This window comes from Rhizobium brockwellii, from assembly GCF_000769405.2.
GTDB lineage: Bacteria > Pseudomonadota > Alphaproteobacteria > Rhizobiales > Rhizobiaceae > Rhizobium > Rhizobium brockwellii.
In genome coordinates this window covers 3379820-3396925 of record NZ_CP053439.1, presented here as the reverse complement: position 1 = coordinate 3396925, position 17106 = coordinate 3379820, and the positions used below count along the sequence as shown (strand labels likewise).

Here is a 17106-nt window from a genome sequence, read left to right as displayed (position 1 = left end):
GATGATTCCAGGCGAGATCATTGCCGCAAGCGGCGACATCGAACTGAATGCCGGCGCGCCGACGGTGACGCTGGAGGTTTCCAATACCGGCGATCGGCCGGTGCAGGTCGGCAGCCACTATCATTTCGCCGAGACCAATGCTGGGCTTTCCTTCGATCGCGCGGTAGCACACGGCAAGCGGCTCGATATCCCGGCGGGGACGGCGGTGCGCTTCGAGCCGGGGCAGACGCGCTCGGTGACGCTGATCCCGCTTTCCGGCAAGCGCGAGGTCTACGGTTTCCGTCAGCTGGTGATGGGCAAGCTTTAAGGACAAAATACGGGAGAAGTGCATGCGCTTGAATATCTGCCTCGTCGGGGCGGCGATGCTGCTGACGGCAGGTGCTGCCTCTGCTGAGGATATGGATTGCAACAATCCCAAGACGCAATCGGACATGACTGGCTGCGAGGCGGCGCGCCACGAGACTGCCGACAAGGCGCTGAATGCGCAATATAAGAAGACGCGCGCCGCCCTGGCGGCGATCGACAAGGGCCTGGATGGCGACATGAAGGGCGCAGAGCAGGCGCTGGTCAAGGCGCAGCGCGCCTGGATCGACTATCGTGACGCCGAATGCGACGCCTTTGGATTTCAGGCCCGTGGCGGCACGATGGAGCCGATGCTGGTCGCCGGGTGTCTCGCCAACATCACGGACAAACGCACGAAAGAGCTGAAAGAGCTTGAAGATACGATGAGCAACTAAGGTGATCAGGAAAATTATGATCGTCGGCAATGGCGACATTGAGGAGGGCGGGGCTGGCATCATCGATGCCGCCGATATTGTCATCCGCTTCAATGATTGCCGCTCCTATGGCGCCGGCGGCAGCCGCACGGATGCCGTCGCGGTCTGCAATACCGGCAGGCCGGCAAAGGCGATGCTCGGTTCGCGTGAGTGGCACGCCCATCCGGGCGTCGTTTCGGCTGGAGAAATCTGGAGCGTACGCGACCCGGAAAAATTCGCCGCGATGCGGGCGCCGCTTGCCGTCTCTCATCCGGAACTCGACGATTTCTGCGACGACTATACCGCTGAGTTCAGCGCCTTCTGCACAGACACCGGCAAAAGGCACGTCGTCATCGGCAAGTCGATTCACGATGCCGTCGATACAGCGATTTCGGCTTTTGATCCTCAGCCATACGTGGTGCCGAGCAGCGGCATGATCGTGATCGGTGAGGTGCTGGAGAGACATGACGAGGCCGAGGTGACGCTCGCTGGCTTCGGCCATGTCGGCTGGGAATGGCATCCGTTCGCCGCCGAGCGGCAGCTGGTGGACCGGTATATCGACGAGGGACGGCTTCGACGGCTTGGGACAGACATTGCGGCATCCGGCAAGACGCCTTACATTTTGAACAAAAGGTAAGGAGATTTGTTATGGCGACATCGGCAAAGGTCACATCGAAAAATCAGATCACGCTGCCTGCGGGGTTGCGCAAGTCGTTGGACATTCATGCCGGCGACCGGATCGATTTCGTCGCGAATTCCGACGGCGTTTTCGAGGTTCGCGTGCTGAGAGAAAGTCTTGCCGACTTGATAGGAGTTCTGAAGAGCGACGAACCGGTTTCGGGCGACGACATTGAAAAATGGATCGCCGAGGCGCGCGGTGCAATGGCGACGGGATCGTGGAATGCTGGGGATTGATACGAATATCCTTCTCAGGATCTTCCTCACCGATCTTTCCGAGGGGGACCACACGCCGGACCAGTTCGCCCTGGTTCGCGATGCCGTCGTGGGGAGCCGCGAACCGTTCTTCGTCAACCATGTGGTCGTTGTCGAGACGATCTGGGTGCTTCGGCAGAAGCTGAAATACAGCAAGGTGATCATTGCCGGGGTCATGACAAGGCTGCTGCACATGTCAAATGTAATGGTCCAGGACGCTGCGATCGTGGAGGCATCGTTGAGCGGCTTCATCGCATATCCGGGCGATTTTTCTGACCATCTCATCGGCGAAATCAATAAGCGAAACGGCTGCCGCACGACCCTGACTTTCGACAGGGCCGCATCGAAATCTCCCAATTTTTCGGAACTCCAGAGGTAGAACCAGAATATGCCCTACAAGATCTCGCGCGCCGCATATGCCGGCATGTTCGGACCGACCACTGGAGACAAGGTGCGCCTTGCCGACACGGAGCTCTTCATCGAGATCGAGAAGGATTTCACCACCTATGGCGAGGAGGTGAAGTTCGGCGGCGGCAAGGTGATCCGCGACGGCATGGGCCAGAGCCAGGTGACGCGGGCGGATGGCGCAGTGGATACCGTCATCACCAATGCGGTGATCGTTGATCATTCTGGCATCTACAAGGCCGATATCGGCCTCAAGGACGGGCGCATCGTCGCGATCGGCAAGGCCGGTAATCCCGACATGCAGCCGGGTGTCAATATCATCGTCGGTCCCGGCACGGAGGCGATCGCCGCCGAAGGCAAGATCGTCACCGCTGGCGGCATGGACAGCCATATCCATTTCATTGCGCCGCAGCAGATCGAGGAAGCGCTGATGAGCGGCATGACCTGCATGCTCGGCGGCGGCACCGGTCCTGCACACGGCACGCTCGCCACCACCTGCACGCCCGGTCCCTGGCATCTGGCGCGCATGATCGAAGCGGCCGACGCCTTTCCGATGAACCTCGCCTTTGCTGGCAAGGGCAATGCCTCGCTGCCGGGGGCGCTGACCGAAATGGTGCTGGCCGGCGCCACCTCGCTGAAGCTGCACGAGGATTGGGGCACGACGCCAGGCGCCATCGACTGCTGCCTGTCGGTTGCCGACGAATACGACGTGCAGGTGATGATCCACACCGATACGCTGAACGAAAGCGGCTTCGTCGAGGATACGATCGGCGCCATCAAGGGCCGCACCATCCATGCCTTCCACACGGAAGGGGCGGGCGGCGGCCACGCGCCTGACATCATCAAGATCTGCGGCCAGCCGAACGTCATTCCGTCGTCGACCAATCCAACACGGCCCTATACGGTCAATACGATCGCCGAGCATCTCGACATGCTGATGGTTTGCCACCATCTGTCGCCGTCGATCCCCGAAGACATCGCCTTTGCCGAAAGCCGTATCCGCAAGGAAACGATCGCTGCCGAAGACATCCTGCACGATATCGGCGCCTTCTCGATCATCTCCTCCGACAGTCAGGCCATGGGCCGCGTCGGCGAAGTGGCCATCCGCACCTGGCAGACGGCCGATAAGATGAAGCGCCAGCGCGGCCGGCTGAAGGAGGAAAAGGGCGACAACGACAATTTCCGCGTCCGCCGCTATATCGCCAAATACACGATCAACCCGGCGATCGCCCATGGCCTCAGCCGTGAGATCGGCTCGGTCGAAGTCGGCAAACGTGCCGACCTGGTGCTGTGGAATCCGGCCTTCTTCGGGGTGAAGCCCGATATGGTGCTGCTCGGGGGCTCGATCGCGGCCGCGCCGATGGGCGATCCGAACGCTTCGATCCCGACGCCGCAGCCGGTTCACTACCGGCCGATGTTTGCCTCCTACGGCAAGAGCCTCACCAATTCCTCCGTCACCTTCGTCAGCCAGGCGTCGCTCGATGCCGGCCTGAAGGGCCGGCTCGGCGTGGCCAAGGAACTTGTCGCAGTAAAGAATACGCGCGGCGGCATCTCCAAGGCATCGATGATCCATAACGACCTGACACCTGAGATCGAGGTCGATCCCGAGACCTACGAGGTCAGGGCGAACGGCGAATTGCTGACATGCGAGCCGGCGACGGTGCTGCCGATGGCGCAGCGCTATTTCCTGTTCTAGGCCCACGTCCGATGTGTGACGGACGGCTGCGATGAGGACAGGTATCCGCTGGTTGTTGCGGATCGTATTTCTGCTTCTGCTCTCGGTGGCTTGCGGGACCTTCATTCCCCGGCCGCTGATTGCGCCGGTCAAGGCGTCGTCCGCGGCGGTGACGCATCGGATTCTCCTGTTGTCAGGACCGATCCATACCGATATTGCCATTCCGCTCGACGCGGAAACGCGGGCTGCCTTTTCCTTCCTCGACGATACCGGTTTTCCGCTCGGCCATCCGAATGCGGAGTGGCTCATTATCGGCTGGGGCGGTCGTGCCTTCTATCTGGAAACTCCCACATGGGCGGAACTGAAGCCGCTGCCGGTGTTGCGCGCGCTGACGATCGACCGTTCGGTGCTGCATGTGGATCTTGCCGGTCCTATCACCGAGCCACAGTCCACTGTGACGGCATTCGATGTCAGTGAGGATCAATTGGCGCAACTGCGCGACTTTATCTCGCGGAGCTTCGTCCGCGATGCGGGCGCGGTGGTGCCGATTCCGGATGCCGGATACGGCGAGATCGATCGGTTCTTCGAGGCCAGGGGATACTTCAACGCCCTCTTCGGCTGCAACACCTGGACTGCCGCTGCCCTGCGCTCGGCCGGGCTTCGAACCGGCATATGGAACCCGCTTCCACAAGCATTGCGATTGTCTGTTTCCGTCTACAATTGAAGCAGCTGTCGGGCCAGTCCGCTCTTAAAGTGAATTGTGAATAGCGCTCTCCATCTGGTTGTAAAAATCGGTGGAAAAGCCGGTATTTTCTTCAGCTACGTCATTCTGGAACAGCCGCACCTAGAAGCTCAATAAATCCCTTTCATATCAATTGTTTATCTCTCTCTCCACACTGTTCGATTCAGGGATTGGAAAACTGCATCCCCTGCTAGAAAAATTCTGTCCACCGAAACGTCCAAAACCGTTCGAATTTTAACGAGTCAATTAAGACACCCGCAGCAATTGGGCTCTTATCAATGCCTGGAAACGCCGAGCAGAAGGTTGATTCTCATGAGAAACTGGATTTCGCTGCAGGCCGATTTTGGCGATCTTCAATACCGCAAGAACGTCTACGTCTTCGCCCTGAAGATGGCTTTTCTTGCGGTTATTCTCTCAGGAGTCATCATCGCATTGACGATGCCGTCGCTCGATCTTCTCGGGCTTCTACCGGTGACGCTCGCCCATGCAATCGGCTTCAGCGCGATCTTTTCTTGGCTGATCGGCGGTACCGTTTCCGGCATGCTGTCGCTGTTTGCCGGCTTTGCCATGCGCGACCTCGCGCTCTCGCGGGCGGAGTTCGAAAAGCTCAGCCGCACGGATACGCTTTCCGGGCTGCTCAACCGGCGCGCCTTTACCGAGGCGCTTGAGAATACCGATGGCAACGCGTCGCTGGTGATTTTTGACGTCGACCGTTTCAAGGCGATCAACGACCGCTTCGGCCATGGCTGCGGCGATGCCGTCATCGTCGCCGTTTCGGCCATGCTCACATCCGCCTTCAATGAGATGTCCGTCGTCGCACGGCTGGGTGGGGAGGAGTTCGGCGTCATCGTCTCCGGGGAACCGCTGGAGGCGCGGATGGAGCGCATCGAAAGCGTCCGATGCCGGATCGCCGGCGGCGCCATCAGGGCCGAGGGCCACGATATCCGCATCACCGTTTCCGGCGGCGTTGCCGATCTGGTCGCCGGGCGCAACAAGCAGGCGGTCTATGCTTCCGCCGACCGGGCGCTCTATCTCGCCAAGGCGCTTGGGCGCAATCGCGTCGTACACGAACGGGAAGGTCTGCATCACGCTTGGCACGGGCTCGTCGATAACGGCGTCGATGGCGAGAACAGAGGACCGGAGAGCGACAATGTGATGCAGGCTTACGGAATATAAAAGCCAGGTCTGGAGCATGATGCCGAAAAGTGTTTGCGGTTTTCGGACGACATCATGCTCTATTTTTTGATTTAGATGAAAGGCCATTGGTGCTTGCATCGGGAAGAGCTATTTTGCATGGTCGTCCTCTCAGAAAAACGGACATGTCATGCAGCGCGTCACCTCCTATCTTCCCGCCGGAACCCCTTCCTCCCACCCGATCGCCCAAGTCAAGCTGCCGCATGATCTGCGTCATCTGCGCCGCAAGCTGCTGCATCTGGAAAATGGCGAAATGGTCATGCTCGATCTCAAGGATCCGGTGCTTTTCTCCAATGGCGACCTTTTGGTGCGCGACGACGGCGAACTGATCGAGATCCTCGCCGCTGATGAGAAACTCTTCGAAATCCGCGGTCGCGACCGCACCCATCTGGTCGAGCTCGCCTGGCATCTCGGCAACCGGCATCTTGCCGCGCAGATCGAGGAAGACCGCATCGTCATCCTCCGCGATCATGTCATCCGCGCCATGCTGCAGGGCCTCGGCGCCGTCGTCCTCGAGATTGACGAGCCGTTCCAGCCGGCGCGCGGCGCCTATCATTCCCCAGGCGGGCACTCGCATGGGCATGATCACGATCACAATCATGACCACGGGCATGACCACGCACATGATCATAATCACGGCCATGACCATGATCACGAACATGGCTACGAGCATGAGCATGAGCACCGCCACGATCGCGGTCATGATCATGACCACAAGCACGACTGAGCCTTGATGACCAGGGATCGCGAGCTGCAGGCATTGTTGCGCCTGACGGCATGGCTCTCGCCGGCTTTTCCGATCGGCAGCTTTGCCTATTCGGGCGGGCTGGAGCGTGCGGTGGCCGACGGGCTCGTTACGGATGCGACCTCGCTTGCGGCCTGGATCGGCACGCTGGTCGGCAATGGTTCGGCCTGGAACGATGCGGTGCTGCTGGCCGAAAGCCACAGGCAACAGGCAGAAGCCGCACGTCTTGCCGAAGTCGCTGCACTCGCCGAGGCGCTGGCCGGATCACGCGAGCGGCATCAGGAAACGATGCTGCTCGGTGAGGCTTTCCTCGCAGCGGCGCGGGCCTGGCCGGACGCGGTGTTCGAGCGGCTAACTGACAAGGTCGCGTATCCCATTGCGGTCGGGGCAGTGACGGGCGCTCATGGCATAAGGCCCGAGAAGGCGCTCGCCGCGTTCCTGCATGCCTATGTCTCACAAGCGGTTTCATCAGGCATCCGCCTCGGTGTCGCCGGGCAGAGGGATGGCGTCGCCGTGCTTGCCGGTCTGGAAGACCATATCGCGGAGGTCGCCCGGCGGGCGGCAGCCTCGACGCTTGACGATCTGGGTTCGGCGACGGTGCAGGCCGATATTACCAGCCTGCGTCACGAGACGCAGGCGACGCGGCTGTTCCGTTCGTGATTGTCCGAAATTATCGCTGCGGTGAGAGCAATTCCAGCAAAAGTGCGCAGCGGTTTTTCGTCCGGAATTGCGTGAAAACAAAGAGATAGAGCGCTTCCGTGATGCGAAGAAAAATAGGCGCTCTAAGTCATTTGACGGTGGCGCGGGCGGGCGGGTTCGTTATCATCCGGGTTCGATTGGAGTAAGGCACATGAAATCAAGAAACGGACCTTTGCGTGTCGGCATCGGCGGGCCGGTCGGCTCGGGCAAGACGGCGCTGACCGAAAAGCTCTGCAAGGCGATGCGCGACGACTATTCCGTCGCCGTCGTCACCAACGATATCTACACCACAGAGGATGCCGAGGCGCTGGTGCGGATGCAGGCATTGACTTCGGACCGCATCGTCGGTGTCGAAACGGGTGGGTGCCCGCATACCGCCATCCGCGAGGATGCGACGATCAATTTGCAGGCGATCGCCGGCCTCAACCAGCGAATCCCCGATCTCGACGTCGTCTTCATCGAATCCGGCGGCGACAATCTGGCGGCGACCTTTTCGCCCGATCTTGCCGATATCACCATCTATGTCATCTCGGTTTGCCAGGGTGAGGAAATCCCGCGCAAGGGAGGCCCCGGCATCACCCGATCGGACCTGCTCGTCATCAACAAGAAGGATCTGGCGCCCTATGTCGGCGCCGATCTCGAGGTGATGGACCGGGATGCGACACGCATGCGTGCGAGCCGCCCCTTCGTGTTCTCCGACATGAAGCGCGGCGACGGCGTCAGCTCGATCGTCAGCTTCCTCAGGGAGCAGGGCGGGCTCTAAAGCGGGATGATTTTGGCGGTCAGACCTGCCGCAGCAGGTCGACGTCGCTGATGGCGATCGCCCGGCCGCGCACGGTGACGCCTTTCGTCTTCAGCGTCGAAAAGGCGCGCGAGAGCGCCTCTGGTGCGAGGCCGAGCTTGCGGGCAAGCAGATTTTTGGGAAAGGGCAGCCGCAGCGAAGCGGCTGCACCGTTCCCGGCGCAGTGGGTCAGCAGATAGTGCGCCACGCGCTGCGGTGCGGTCTGCATGCGATCGCTTGCCAGGCATTCCATCGTCGAGATCAGATGCAGCGACAGGCTGCGCATGATCGCCTTGCCGATCCGCGGCCGTTCCTCGAGCAATAGCCGAACCTTGGGAATGTGGAAGCGCGCCAGCACGGCATGATCCATCGCCTGCGCGCCGGTGCGATAGGTTTCGTCGGTATGGATCAGGCATTCAGCGAAGCTGTCGCCAGGCTCGCAGATGCGGATGTCGGCCTGCCTGCCGTCACTGTTGTGGCGATAGAGCCTGACATAACCGCTGAGCACGCAATAGAAATAGGCCGCCTCGTCGCCCTCCTCGAAGAGAACGTCGTGCGGGTCGCAGAAGAGAACGGTGGCGCAGGCGCGCAGGGCTTCAGCCTCGTTGTGGTCGAGCCCGGCCATGAAGTCGGCCTTGGCGAGCACAGCGGTCTCATGGCCGTTGAATGTCAGCGTGCTGTTCATCTCCCGGTCTCCTGATATGGCCGGTCTTTCCAATTCCATGTGCATGCCGGGCAAAATACGGGAGGGAGACGGCGACGGAATTGATTTTGGTCAACCGTCAGACATGACCAAAAAAACGAAACGGGCCGGGAGATCGCTCCCGGCCCGTTCATTTCCTGGGTTTTGCTTATTCCGCCGCGAAGGGCGGCAAGCGCAGCACGTTGGTGTCGTTGCCCTTGGCGTTCTTGCGTTTGCTTTCCGGCTTTTCGATCGCGGTCAGGCGCTCCTCCAGCGAGTCGATGTCGTCGCGGTTCTCCCGGGTGACGCGGGTGAGATCCTCGCGCGACAGCGGCAGTTCCTCGTTGTCCTTCCTGCCGACCAGGCGACCGAAAGCCCAGCCAAGCAGGCGGGACAGATCGTCCATGATCAGGAAGAAGGAGGGCACGACGACGAGCGAGAGCACGGTCGAAACGATGATGCCGCCGATCACCGCGATTGCCATCGGCGCGCGGAACGAGCCGCCTTCGCCGACACCAAGCGCGGAAGGCAGCATGCCCGCGGACATGGCGATCGAGGTCATGATGATCGGCCGGGCGCGCTTGCGGCCGGCTTCGACCATGGCCTCGACACGAGGCATGCCCTGATGGCGCATCTCGATTGCGAAATCGACGAGCAGGATCGCGTTCTTGGTGACGACACCCATCAGCATCAGGATGCCGATCATGACAGGCATCGACAGCGGATTGCTGGTGAGGATCAGGCCGGCTGCGACGCCGCCAATGGCGAGCGGCAGTGAGAACAGGATGGTGAAGGGCTGGATCACGTCCTTGAAGAGCAGGATAAGCACCGTCAGCACCAGCAGCAGGCCCATCAACATGGCGTTGACGAAACTCTGCTGCATCTCGCTCTGCACCTTGGTGTCGCCGCTTTCGGCAAGGTGCACCGTGGCCGGGATATTGGCGTCGTTGACGATCTGACGGAAGCGGGCCGAAGCAGTGTCGAGTGCTACGCCCTGCGGCAGGTCGGAACCGATCGAGACGACGCGGTAGCGGTTGTTGCGCTTGATCGAGCTTACCCCTTCCGAATAGTCGATATTGGCGACGCTCGCGAGCGGAACGGTGCCGCCGCTGGCGGTCTGGATCTTCAATGTCCGGATGGCCGCGAGATCGCGACGCATGTCGAGTGCGGCCTGAACGCGGATCGGGATCTGGCGATCGTCGAGCGAGATCTTGGCAAGGGCGGCATCGACATCGCCGATGGTGGCGACGCGGATCGTCTCGGAGATCTGCTGCGGCGTAATGCCGAGGCGGGCCGCCTCATCCATGCGCGGGTGAACCTGCAGTTCCGGACGGGGCAGGGAGCCGTCGGCGCTGACATTGGCAAGCAGCGGATCGGCGCGCAGCTTGGATTCCAGAATGCCCACGGCGTCGTTCAGGTCCTTGTCGTTCTTGGAAAGGAAGTTGAAGGAGAGGTCGCGTTCGCCGCGGTCATTGAGCTTCAGGATCCGGACGTCGGGAATGTCACGCAGCTTGGCGAAGACTTCCTTTTCGATATCCCACTGCGGGCGTTCACGGCCGTGGACCTCCACCTTCGGCAGTTTCGGGCCAATGACGGGGATACGGCCGATCACGTCGTTGACCATCTTCTTGACCAGCGATTGGTCGAGCTTATCGAGTGCCAGTGTAATGGTCGCACGGCGCAGTTCGAGATCGCCCTTCGGCGATGCGCCACCGAGGACGAAGACGCTATCGACGCCATTGATATCCTTGACCCTGTCATAGATCGCATCCGTCGTCTTCTCGGTGTCGTCAAGGCGCGCATTGGGCGGCAGTTCGACGGAGAGAACGATGCGTGAGGCATCTTCCGGCGGCAGGAAGCTGCCGGGAACCTGCATCAGCAGCAAAACGGAGCCGACCAGGAAAGCGAACGCGACAATCAGCGTCGCATAACGCGTGTACCAGCGTCCGGTCGTGCCACGTATGAGACGGGTGTATCCCCGCATCAGCAGGCCATCATTGTCGTGATGGTCTTCCATGCCGTCTTCGGCGCGCATCAGATAGGCGGCCATCATCGGGGTGATCAGTCGCGCGACCATCAGCGAGAAGAAGACGGAGAAGGCGACGGTCAGGCCGAACTGGATGAAGTACTGGCCCGGAATGCCCGGCATGAAGGAAACGGGCACGAAAACGGCGATGATGGTGAAGGTGGTGGCGATGACGGCAAGGCCGATTTCATCAGCCGCCTCGATCGCCGCTCGATAGGGCGTCTTGCCCATCTTGATGTGGCGGGCGATGTTTTCGATTTCGACGATCGCATCGTCGACAAGGATACCTGTGGCGAGCGTCAGAGCGAGGAAGCTGACGAGGTTCAGTGAGAAACCCATCATGTCCATGATCCAGAAGGTCGGGATCGCGGACAAGGGTAGGGCGATTGCCGAAATTAGCGTCGCGCGCCAGTTCCTCAGGAACAGGAAGACGACAATGACGGCGAGTAGCGCGCCTTCGAGAAGCGTATGGATGGCGGCTTCGTAGTTGCCGTAGGTGAAATAGACCGAATCGTCGATCAGTTCGATCTTCACATTCGGATTTTCGGTCCGCACCTTGTCGAGGTTCTGCGCCACGGTTTCGGCGACGCTGACCTCGCTGGCGCCCTTGGAGCGGAAAACGCCGAAGGTAACGACTGGCGTATCGTTGAAGCGCGAGAAGGATTTCGGCTCCTCATAGGTGTCCTTGATGACGCCGAGATCGGATAGTTTGACGAAGCGGCCGTTTGGCAGGCCGATCGTCGTGTTGGCGAGGTCGGCGACGTTGCGGGCGTCGCCGAGAACACGGATCGCCTGTTCGCTTCCCGCCACCTGGCCGCGGCCTGAGCCGAGGTCGATGTTGGTGCCGCGCAGCTGCTGGTTCACGCTCGCGGCGGTGATGCCGTAGGCATTGAGCTTGTCAGGGGTAAGTTCGATGCGCACTTCGCGCTCGGCGCCGCCGTAACGGTCGACACGGCCGATGCCGGCCTGGCCCTGCAGCGAACGCTTGATCGTATCGTCGACGAACCACGAAAGTTCTTCCAGCGACATGGCAGGCGAGGAAACGGCGAAGGTCTGGATCGCCTGTCCCTCGACATCGACCTTGGAGACGATCGGTGCTTCGGCCGTAGTCGGCAGATCGCTGCGGATGCGGTCGATCGCATCCTTGGTGTCCTGCACGGCTTGTTCGGTCGGCACTTCCATCCGGAACATGACGACGGTCTGCGAGCTGCCGTCGGTCACCGTCGACTGGATTTCGTCGATGCCGGTGATGGAGGCCACCGCGTCTTCGATCTCCTTCGTCACCTGCATTTCGAGCTCGGCCGGCGAAGCGCCGCTCTGCGTCACATTGATCGAAACGAGCGGCACGTCGATGTTCGGAAAGCGCGTGATCGGCAGCGCGTTGAAGGACTGCATGCCGATGAACACCAGCAGGCAGAAGGCCAGCAGCGGTGCAATGGGATTTCGGATGGACCAGGCTGAAAAATTCATCGGATGGTCTCTTTAGTTGGAAGCCGGGAGCTGTTCACGCACCGGCGTGATGTGGTCGCCGTCGCGGACGTAAGCGCCCGCCTTGGCCACGACCTCGTCGCCGGTCTTCAATCCATCGATCACCTCGACATAGGCGCCGTCCTGGATGCCGGTCTCGATCTTGGCGAATTTCACCACGCCGTCCTCGACTTTGCGGGCGGAGGAGCCTTCGTTGGCGGTAAGTACTGCGGTCAGGGGAAGCGCTACGCCTTCAGTCTCGCGCACGATGATCTCGGCGCTGCCATACATGCCGGAACGCGCCTTGCTGTCGTCATCGATGGAGATATGGACGAGGCCAAGGCGGGTGACCGGATCGACAGTCGGCGAAACCAGGCGTACGGCGCCGGAAAGCTTCTCACGGCTGCCGGAAAGCGAAATCGTTGCCTTTTGGCCGGCCATGATCCTGACGACATCGCTTTCGGCGACCTCAGCGACAAGCTCGATATCGCCGTCGCGGATGATGGTGAACAGCGGATCGCCGTTGCCGGCGGCAATGGCGCCGACCTTGGCGTTCTTCGCCGAGACCGTACCGGCGACTGGCGTCTTCACGTCGGTGCGCGCCAGCTTCAAATCCGCATCGGCGATCTGGCTGTCGAAGACCTTGAGATCCGCTTCGGAGACCTCGATCGCCTGTTCGGCTGAGACGACGCGGGCATTGGCTGCGGCGGCAGTCGCCTCGGCCTGTTCGACCTGGGCCGTGGAAACCGTGCCCTTCTTGACCATTTCCTGGGCGCGGGCCTGCTGCTGCCTTGCCTGTTCGGCATTGGCCTGCGCCTCGATGAGCTGGGCGCGCAGCTGGGCGAGGCTTGCCTCGCCCTTGGCCTTCGTCGCCATCATCTGGCTCTTTTCCAGGACCACTGCGTCATCGTTGAGCGTCGCCAACGTGCTTTCGGCCTGAACCTTATCGCCGATATCGGCTTTCAGCGTGCGGATCGAGAGGCCCTCGACCTGCGGCTGGATATAGACTTCTTCGACGGGCTTGACCGTTCCGGTGCCGATGACACGGTCAACGAGGGTGCGGTTCACCGCCGTGGTGACGACGATCGCCGGCAGGTTCTGCTGCGGTTTTGCGACCGGCGCTTCCTGCGAAAATGCGGTGGATGCAGCAAGTGCCGCTGCAAAAAGAGTAGAGGCGCCTAGAATTCCAGTCGGCTTGCGTGCCATGCGTCTTCGTCCAATCTTATGATAAGGTTGGCCGAACTCGAGCGTCTGCCACTCAGCGCGCGATCAGGCCACTGCCCTTCCTGCATTCTCAGAGGTATCCGCCGATCCTTTGCCGTCTTCATCCCTCGCCGGCAAATTCGGCTTGTAGGTGGTATCGATTTGCTCGATCTACAAGTCCGGCAGAAAACAATTCCCCATTAGGCGATAATAATTACCATTCCGACGTCAATCAATCACCGCAAGGTTATGTCAACATTACGAAGATTGATCGCGCCTCATCCCTAAGACGTTTGACGCCCGATAAATGCGACAGTTGCAAGGCATTTTTTTCGGTTGCTGGATGCAGATGATTTAGGCCGACTGACCGGAAATCTGAATCAGCATCCAAATCAAATAGATAGAGAATGTCGTCCGAATACCGCGGACAGTTTTTGGCATCACGTTCCACAAAAAGACAAAACGCGCGGGAAAATTCCCGCGCGTTTCGCTTCGCAATCCTGCCGAAACTACTTGGAAGCGGCGTCGGTGATGTCGTGCGTCCAGGCGCCCGACGGCTCCTTGCTGATGATCTTCTGATCGAGCAGCGCCTTTGCCGTGCGGGCATAGAGCGCCTCGTCCAGCTTGCCGGAGCTGTCGCCGACCAGCTTGGCGACTTCACCCATCATGCGCTTCTGATGGTTGTCGTCTTGGCCGCCATTGTCCATGACGATCTCGGCGGCTTCGTCGGGATTCTCGGTGGCATATTTCCAGCCCTTCATCGATGCGCGGACGAACTTGACCATCTTCTCCTTGAAGGCCGGGTCTTTCAGCTTGTCTTCCATCGCATAGAGGCCGTCTTCAAGAAGGTCGTTGCCCATTTCCGTGTAGTTGAAGACCGTGAGTTCTTCCGGCTTGAAGCCGGCATCGATCGCCTGCCAGTATTCGTTATAGGTCATGACGGAGATGCAGTCGGCCTGCTTCTGGACAAGCGGCTGCACATCGAAGCTCTGCTTCAGCACGGTGACGCCGTTCGGACCGCCTTCTGTGGACAGGCCGAGCTTGTTCATCCAGGCGAAGAAGGGATATTCGTTGCCGAAGAACCAGACGCCGAGCGTGTGGCCCTTGAAGTCGGCTTCGGTCTTGATCGGGCCGTCCTTGCGGCAGACCATTTCCAGGCCCGCCTTCTGGTAGGGCTGGGCGATGTTGACGAGCGGAACGCCCTTTTCGCGGGCAACCAGGGCACCGCCCATCCAGTCGACGATGACATCGGCGCCGCCGCCGGCAATCACCTGCTCGGGGGCGATATCAGGGCCACCCGGCTTGATGTCGACGTCGAGGCCTTCTTCCTTATAGAAGCCCTTTTCCTTGGCGACGTAGTAGCCGCCGAACTGGCTCTGCGTGACCCATTTCAGCTGCAGCACCACCTTGTCGGCGGCCATCGCATGGGCCGATGCAAGCGACATCGCGCTCGCCATCATTGCAACCATCAACTTTCTCATTTTCTTATCCTTACCCTCTGAAGTTATGCCCGGACCCGTTTCTGGAGCCCGTGCGCGCCTAGCCACCACGGATAGACGGATGCCAGAACGTCACCGCCCGTTCGGTCAGGGCGATGATGCCATAGAAGATCGAGCCGGCCAGCGCCGCGACGGCGATTTCCGCCCAGACCATGTCGACATTCATGCGGCCGATCTCGGTGGAGATACGGAAGCCCATGCCGACGATCGGCGTCCCGAAGAATTCCGCAACGATGGCACCAATCAGCGCCAGCGTCGAGTTGATCTTCAGTGCGTTGAAAATGAAGGGCATTGCCGCCGGAAGCCTGAGCTTCAGCAGCGTCTGCCAATAGCCGGAAGCATAGGTGCGCATCAGGTCGCGCTCCATGCTGCCGGAGGCGGCAAGGCCGGCGACGGTATTCACCAGCATCGGGAAGAAGGTCATGATGATGACGACGGCGGCCTTCGACGGCCAGTCGAAGCCGAACCACATGACCATGACAGGGGCGACGCCGATGATCGGCAGCGCTGAAACCATGTTGCCGATCGGCAGAAGGCCGCGGCGCAGGAAGGCGATGCGGTCGGCCAGCACCGCAACGACGAAGCCACTGAGGCAGCCGACGATATAACCGATCAGCACCGCCTTGAAAATCGTCTGCCTGACGTCCGCGCCGAGGATCGGCAGCGACGCCATGAACCGCGCCCCGATGGCGCTCGGCGGCGGCAGCAGGATGAAGGGAACGCCGGCGCCGCGCGTGACCGCCTCCCAGAGAATGAGGATCCAGGCGCCGAAGATCGCCGGGATCAGGAGCTGGAGCGCCGACTTGCCGGAAGTGGTGACGGGCTGCAGTTTCGACAGTTCGGTGACGCATCGCCAGGCAAGCAGCCAGCACGCAAAGAGCAGCAGGAAGAATGCCCGCGTCGCCGCGCCCTCGTTGCCGGAAAGAGCCGAAAGCAGCATCCAGGCGGCGCCATGCGCGCCGATAAACAGCACGGTGGCCCGATAGGCCGGCGGCTGCGGTGCTAGAGACAGCAGGGCAGCCGCGATGACGATGATGAAAATGAGGCTTGCCGTGCCATCGGTAAGGGGGCGCGTCGCGCCGTCGGCCAGGAGCGGGAGGGACGTCAGCGCTCCGACGCAGAGGAGTAGGGCGAGCACGCCTTGCCAGGAGAAGGTCAGATGTCTCATGCCGGTCTCCCGCCCATGGCGCGGTCGACGATTTTCGCCGCGACGCCGACAATCGCAACCAGGATGCCCGCGAGCAGCGATCCGGCGACGAGGGCGGCCCAGATATCGATGGTCTGGCTGTAATAGGAGCCGGCGAGCAGCTTCGAGCCGATGCCGGCGACAGCACCCGTCGGCAGCTCGCCGACGATGGCGCCGACGAGGCTGGCGGCGATCGCGACCTTCATCGAGGTGAAGAGGAATGGGATCGAGGCTGGAACGCGCAGCTTCCAGAAAGTCTGCATCGGGCTGGCATAATAGGTGCGCATCAGGTCGAGATGCATGATTTCAGGCGAACGCAGCCCCTTCACCATGCCGACGGCGACCGGAAAGAAGGAGAGATAGGTGGAGATCAGCGCCTTCGAGACAAGACGGGAGGCGTCGGAATCGAGATTGAGGAGGTGTGCAACGGCATTGTCGCCGGTCAGCACGTTATAGGAGATGATGACGATCATCGGCGCGATGGCGAGGATCGGTATGGTCTGGCTCGCCACCAGCCAGGGCATCAGCGAGCGGTCCATGGCGCGGTTGTGGACGATGAGCACGGCGAGAAGGATGCCGAGCAGCATGCCGAAGCCGAAGCCGAGAAGGGTGGAGGAGAGCGTTACCCAGCTGTGATAGACGAGGCTGCGGTTGCTCGAAAGGCTGCGCATGAAGGTGTTCTCGTAGACGTTCTGCGCCACCTGATGCGGCGCCGGCAAAATCGGCTTCGGCTGCGCCAGCGTCTTGCCGATGAATTCGAGGGTCGTAGGTGTAACACCGGCGCGGCCGTCCATGTCGCGCTGGAACGGCGCGTTCATGAGGATGGCGGCGACATACCAGATGACGACGAGCGCCAGCAGGATTGTGGTGACGGGGACGATCTTGTCCTTGAAGGTGTCGGGTTTCACAGCGACTGCCCCCATTGGTTGGCGTCGAACGCGCAGCCACCCCCCTCTGCCCTGCCGATCTCCCCCACAAGGGGGGAGATCGGCAGGAGGGTAGCGCCTCGCTCCTTGTTAGCTCTGCAGCGAACGGAACGGCGATCCTTGTTTGGGGAAGCCGGCGCGGCATATCGATCTCCACCCTTGTGGGGGAGATGCCCGGCAGGGCAAAG

17 protein-coding genes are annotated in these 17106 nt (G+C 60.9%); 11 read left to right on the top strand and 6 right to left on the bottom strand.

Features of this window, described 5'->3' with window-relative positions:
• Window position 1: 1 nt before the first annotated feature.
• The 11 genes from RLCC275e_RS16920 (at window position 2) to ureG (ending at window position 7911) form a co-directional block, all read left to right on the top strand.
• Complete coding sequence (locus RLCC275e_RS16920) at window positions 2-307, top strand: urease subunit beta (RefSeq protein WP_003561953.1); 306 nt, start codon at window positions 2-4, stop codon at window positions 305-307.
• A gap of 22 nt (window positions 308-329) precedes the next feature.
• Complete coding sequence (locus tag RLCC275e_RS16915) at window positions 330-737, top strand: lysozyme inhibitor LprI family protein (RefSeq protein WP_033179988.1); 408 nt, start codon at window positions 330-332, stop codon at window positions 735-737.
• A gap of 16 nt (window positions 738-753) precedes the next feature.
• A complete protein-coding gene (locus RLCC275e_RS16910; protein WP_033179989.1) occupies window positions 754-1392 on the top strand; it encodes a hypothetical protein in 639 nt (212 codons plus the stop codon).
• Window positions 1393-1403: 11 nt separating this feature from the next.
• Complete coding sequence (locus tag RLCC275e_RS16905) at window positions 1404-1670, top strand: AbrB/MazE/SpoVT family DNA-binding domain-containing protein (protein ID WP_033179990.1); 267 nt, start codon at window positions 1404-1406, stop codon at window positions 1668-1670.
• Entirely contained in the window at window positions 1657-2067 is a 411-nt protein-coding gene (locus RLCC275e_RS16900) for a type II toxin-antitoxin system VapC family toxin (protein WP_033179991.1), read from the top strand. The genes RLCC275e_RS16905 and RLCC275e_RS16900 overlap by 14 nt, the downstream gene beginning before the upstream one ends.
• 9 nt (window positions 2068-2076) lie before the next feature.
• The gene (ureC, locus tag RLCC275e_RS16895) at window positions 2077-3789 is read left to right on the top strand and encodes an urease subunit alpha (RefSeq protein WP_003561946.1); all 1713 of its coding nucleotides are present in this window, start codon (window positions 2077-2079) and stop codon (window positions 3787-3789) included.
• Window positions 3790-3820: 31 nt separating this feature from the next.
• Window positions 3821-4492 carry a TIGR02117 family protein gene (locus tag RLCC275e_RS16890; RefSeq protein ID WP_033179992.1) on the top strand — a complete coding sequence of 224 codons (672 nt, stop codon included), beginning with the start codon at window positions 3821-3823 and terminating at the stop codon, window positions 4490-4492.
• Between the two features lie 330 nt (window positions 4493-4822).
• Window positions 4823-5686 carry a GGDEF domain-containing protein gene (locus tag RLCC275e_RS16885; protein ID WP_033179993.1) on the top strand — a complete coding sequence of 288 codons (864 nt, stop codon included), beginning with the start codon at window positions 4823-4825 and terminating at the stop codon, window positions 5684-5686.
• Between the two features lie 148 nt (window positions 5687-5834).
• Complete coding sequence (gene ureE / locus RLCC275e_RS16880; RefSeq protein ID WP_033179994.1) at window positions 5835-6431, top strand: urease accessory protein UreE; 597 nt, start codon at window positions 5835-5837, stop codon at window positions 6429-6431.
• Window positions 6432-6437: 6 nt separating this feature from the next.
• Entirely contained in the window at window positions 6438-7109 is a 672-nt protein-coding gene (locus RLCC275e_RS16875) for an urease accessory protein UreF (RefSeq protein WP_003561942.1), read from the top strand.
• Between the two features lie 190 nt (window positions 7110-7299).
• Window positions 7300-7911 (top strand): urease accessory protein UreG, encoded by a 612-nt coding sequence (gene ureG / locus RLCC275e_RS16870; RefSeq protein ID WP_003542294.1) that lies wholly within the window; start codon window positions 7300-7302, stop codon window positions 7909-7911.
• 19 nt (window positions 7912-7930) lie between these two features.
• Here ureG and RLCC275e_RS16865 read toward each other — a convergent pair whose 3' ends face one another.
• The 6 genes from RLCC275e_RS16865 to RLCC275e_RS16840 form a co-directional block, all read right to left on the bottom strand.
• Window positions 7931-8614, bottom strand: a complete 684-nt coding sequence (locus tag RLCC275e_RS16865) for a Crp/Fnr family transcriptional regulator (protein ID WP_033179995.1) — start codon at window positions 8612-8614, stop codon at window positions 7931-7933.
• A 166-nt stretch (window positions 8615-8780) separates the two neighbouring features.
• A complete protein-coding gene (locus RLCC275e_RS16860) occupies window positions 8781-12107 on the bottom strand; it encodes an efflux RND transporter permease subunit (protein WP_003561939.1) in 3327 nt (1108 codons plus the stop codon).
• 12 nt (window positions 12108-12119) lie between these two features.
• Window positions 12120-13310 carry an efflux RND transporter periplasmic adaptor subunit gene (locus RLCC275e_RS16855; protein ID WP_033179996.1) on the bottom strand — a complete coding sequence of 397 codons (1191 nt, stop codon included), beginning with the start codon at window positions 13308-13310 and terminating at the stop codon, window positions 12120-12122.
• 506 nt (window positions 13311-13816) lie between these two features.
• Entirely contained in the window at window positions 13817-14788 is a 972-nt protein-coding gene (locus RLCC275e_RS16850; RefSeq protein ID WP_003561937.1) for an ABC transporter substrate-binding protein, read from the bottom strand.
• Between the two features lie 58 nt (window positions 14789-14846).
• A complete protein-coding gene (locus tag RLCC275e_RS16845) occupies window positions 14847-15974 on the bottom strand; it encodes an ABC transporter permease (RefSeq protein WP_003561936.1) in 1128 nt (375 codons plus the stop codon).
• Window positions 15971-16900, bottom strand: coding sequence for an ABC transporter permease (locus tag RLCC275e_RS16840; protein ID WP_033180652.1), 930 nt, complete (start codon window positions 16898-16900; stop codon window positions 15971-15973). Before RLCC275e_RS16840 ends, RLCC275e_RS16845 begins: the two co-directional genes overlap by 4 nt.
• Window positions 16901-17106: the final 206 nt, after the last annotated feature.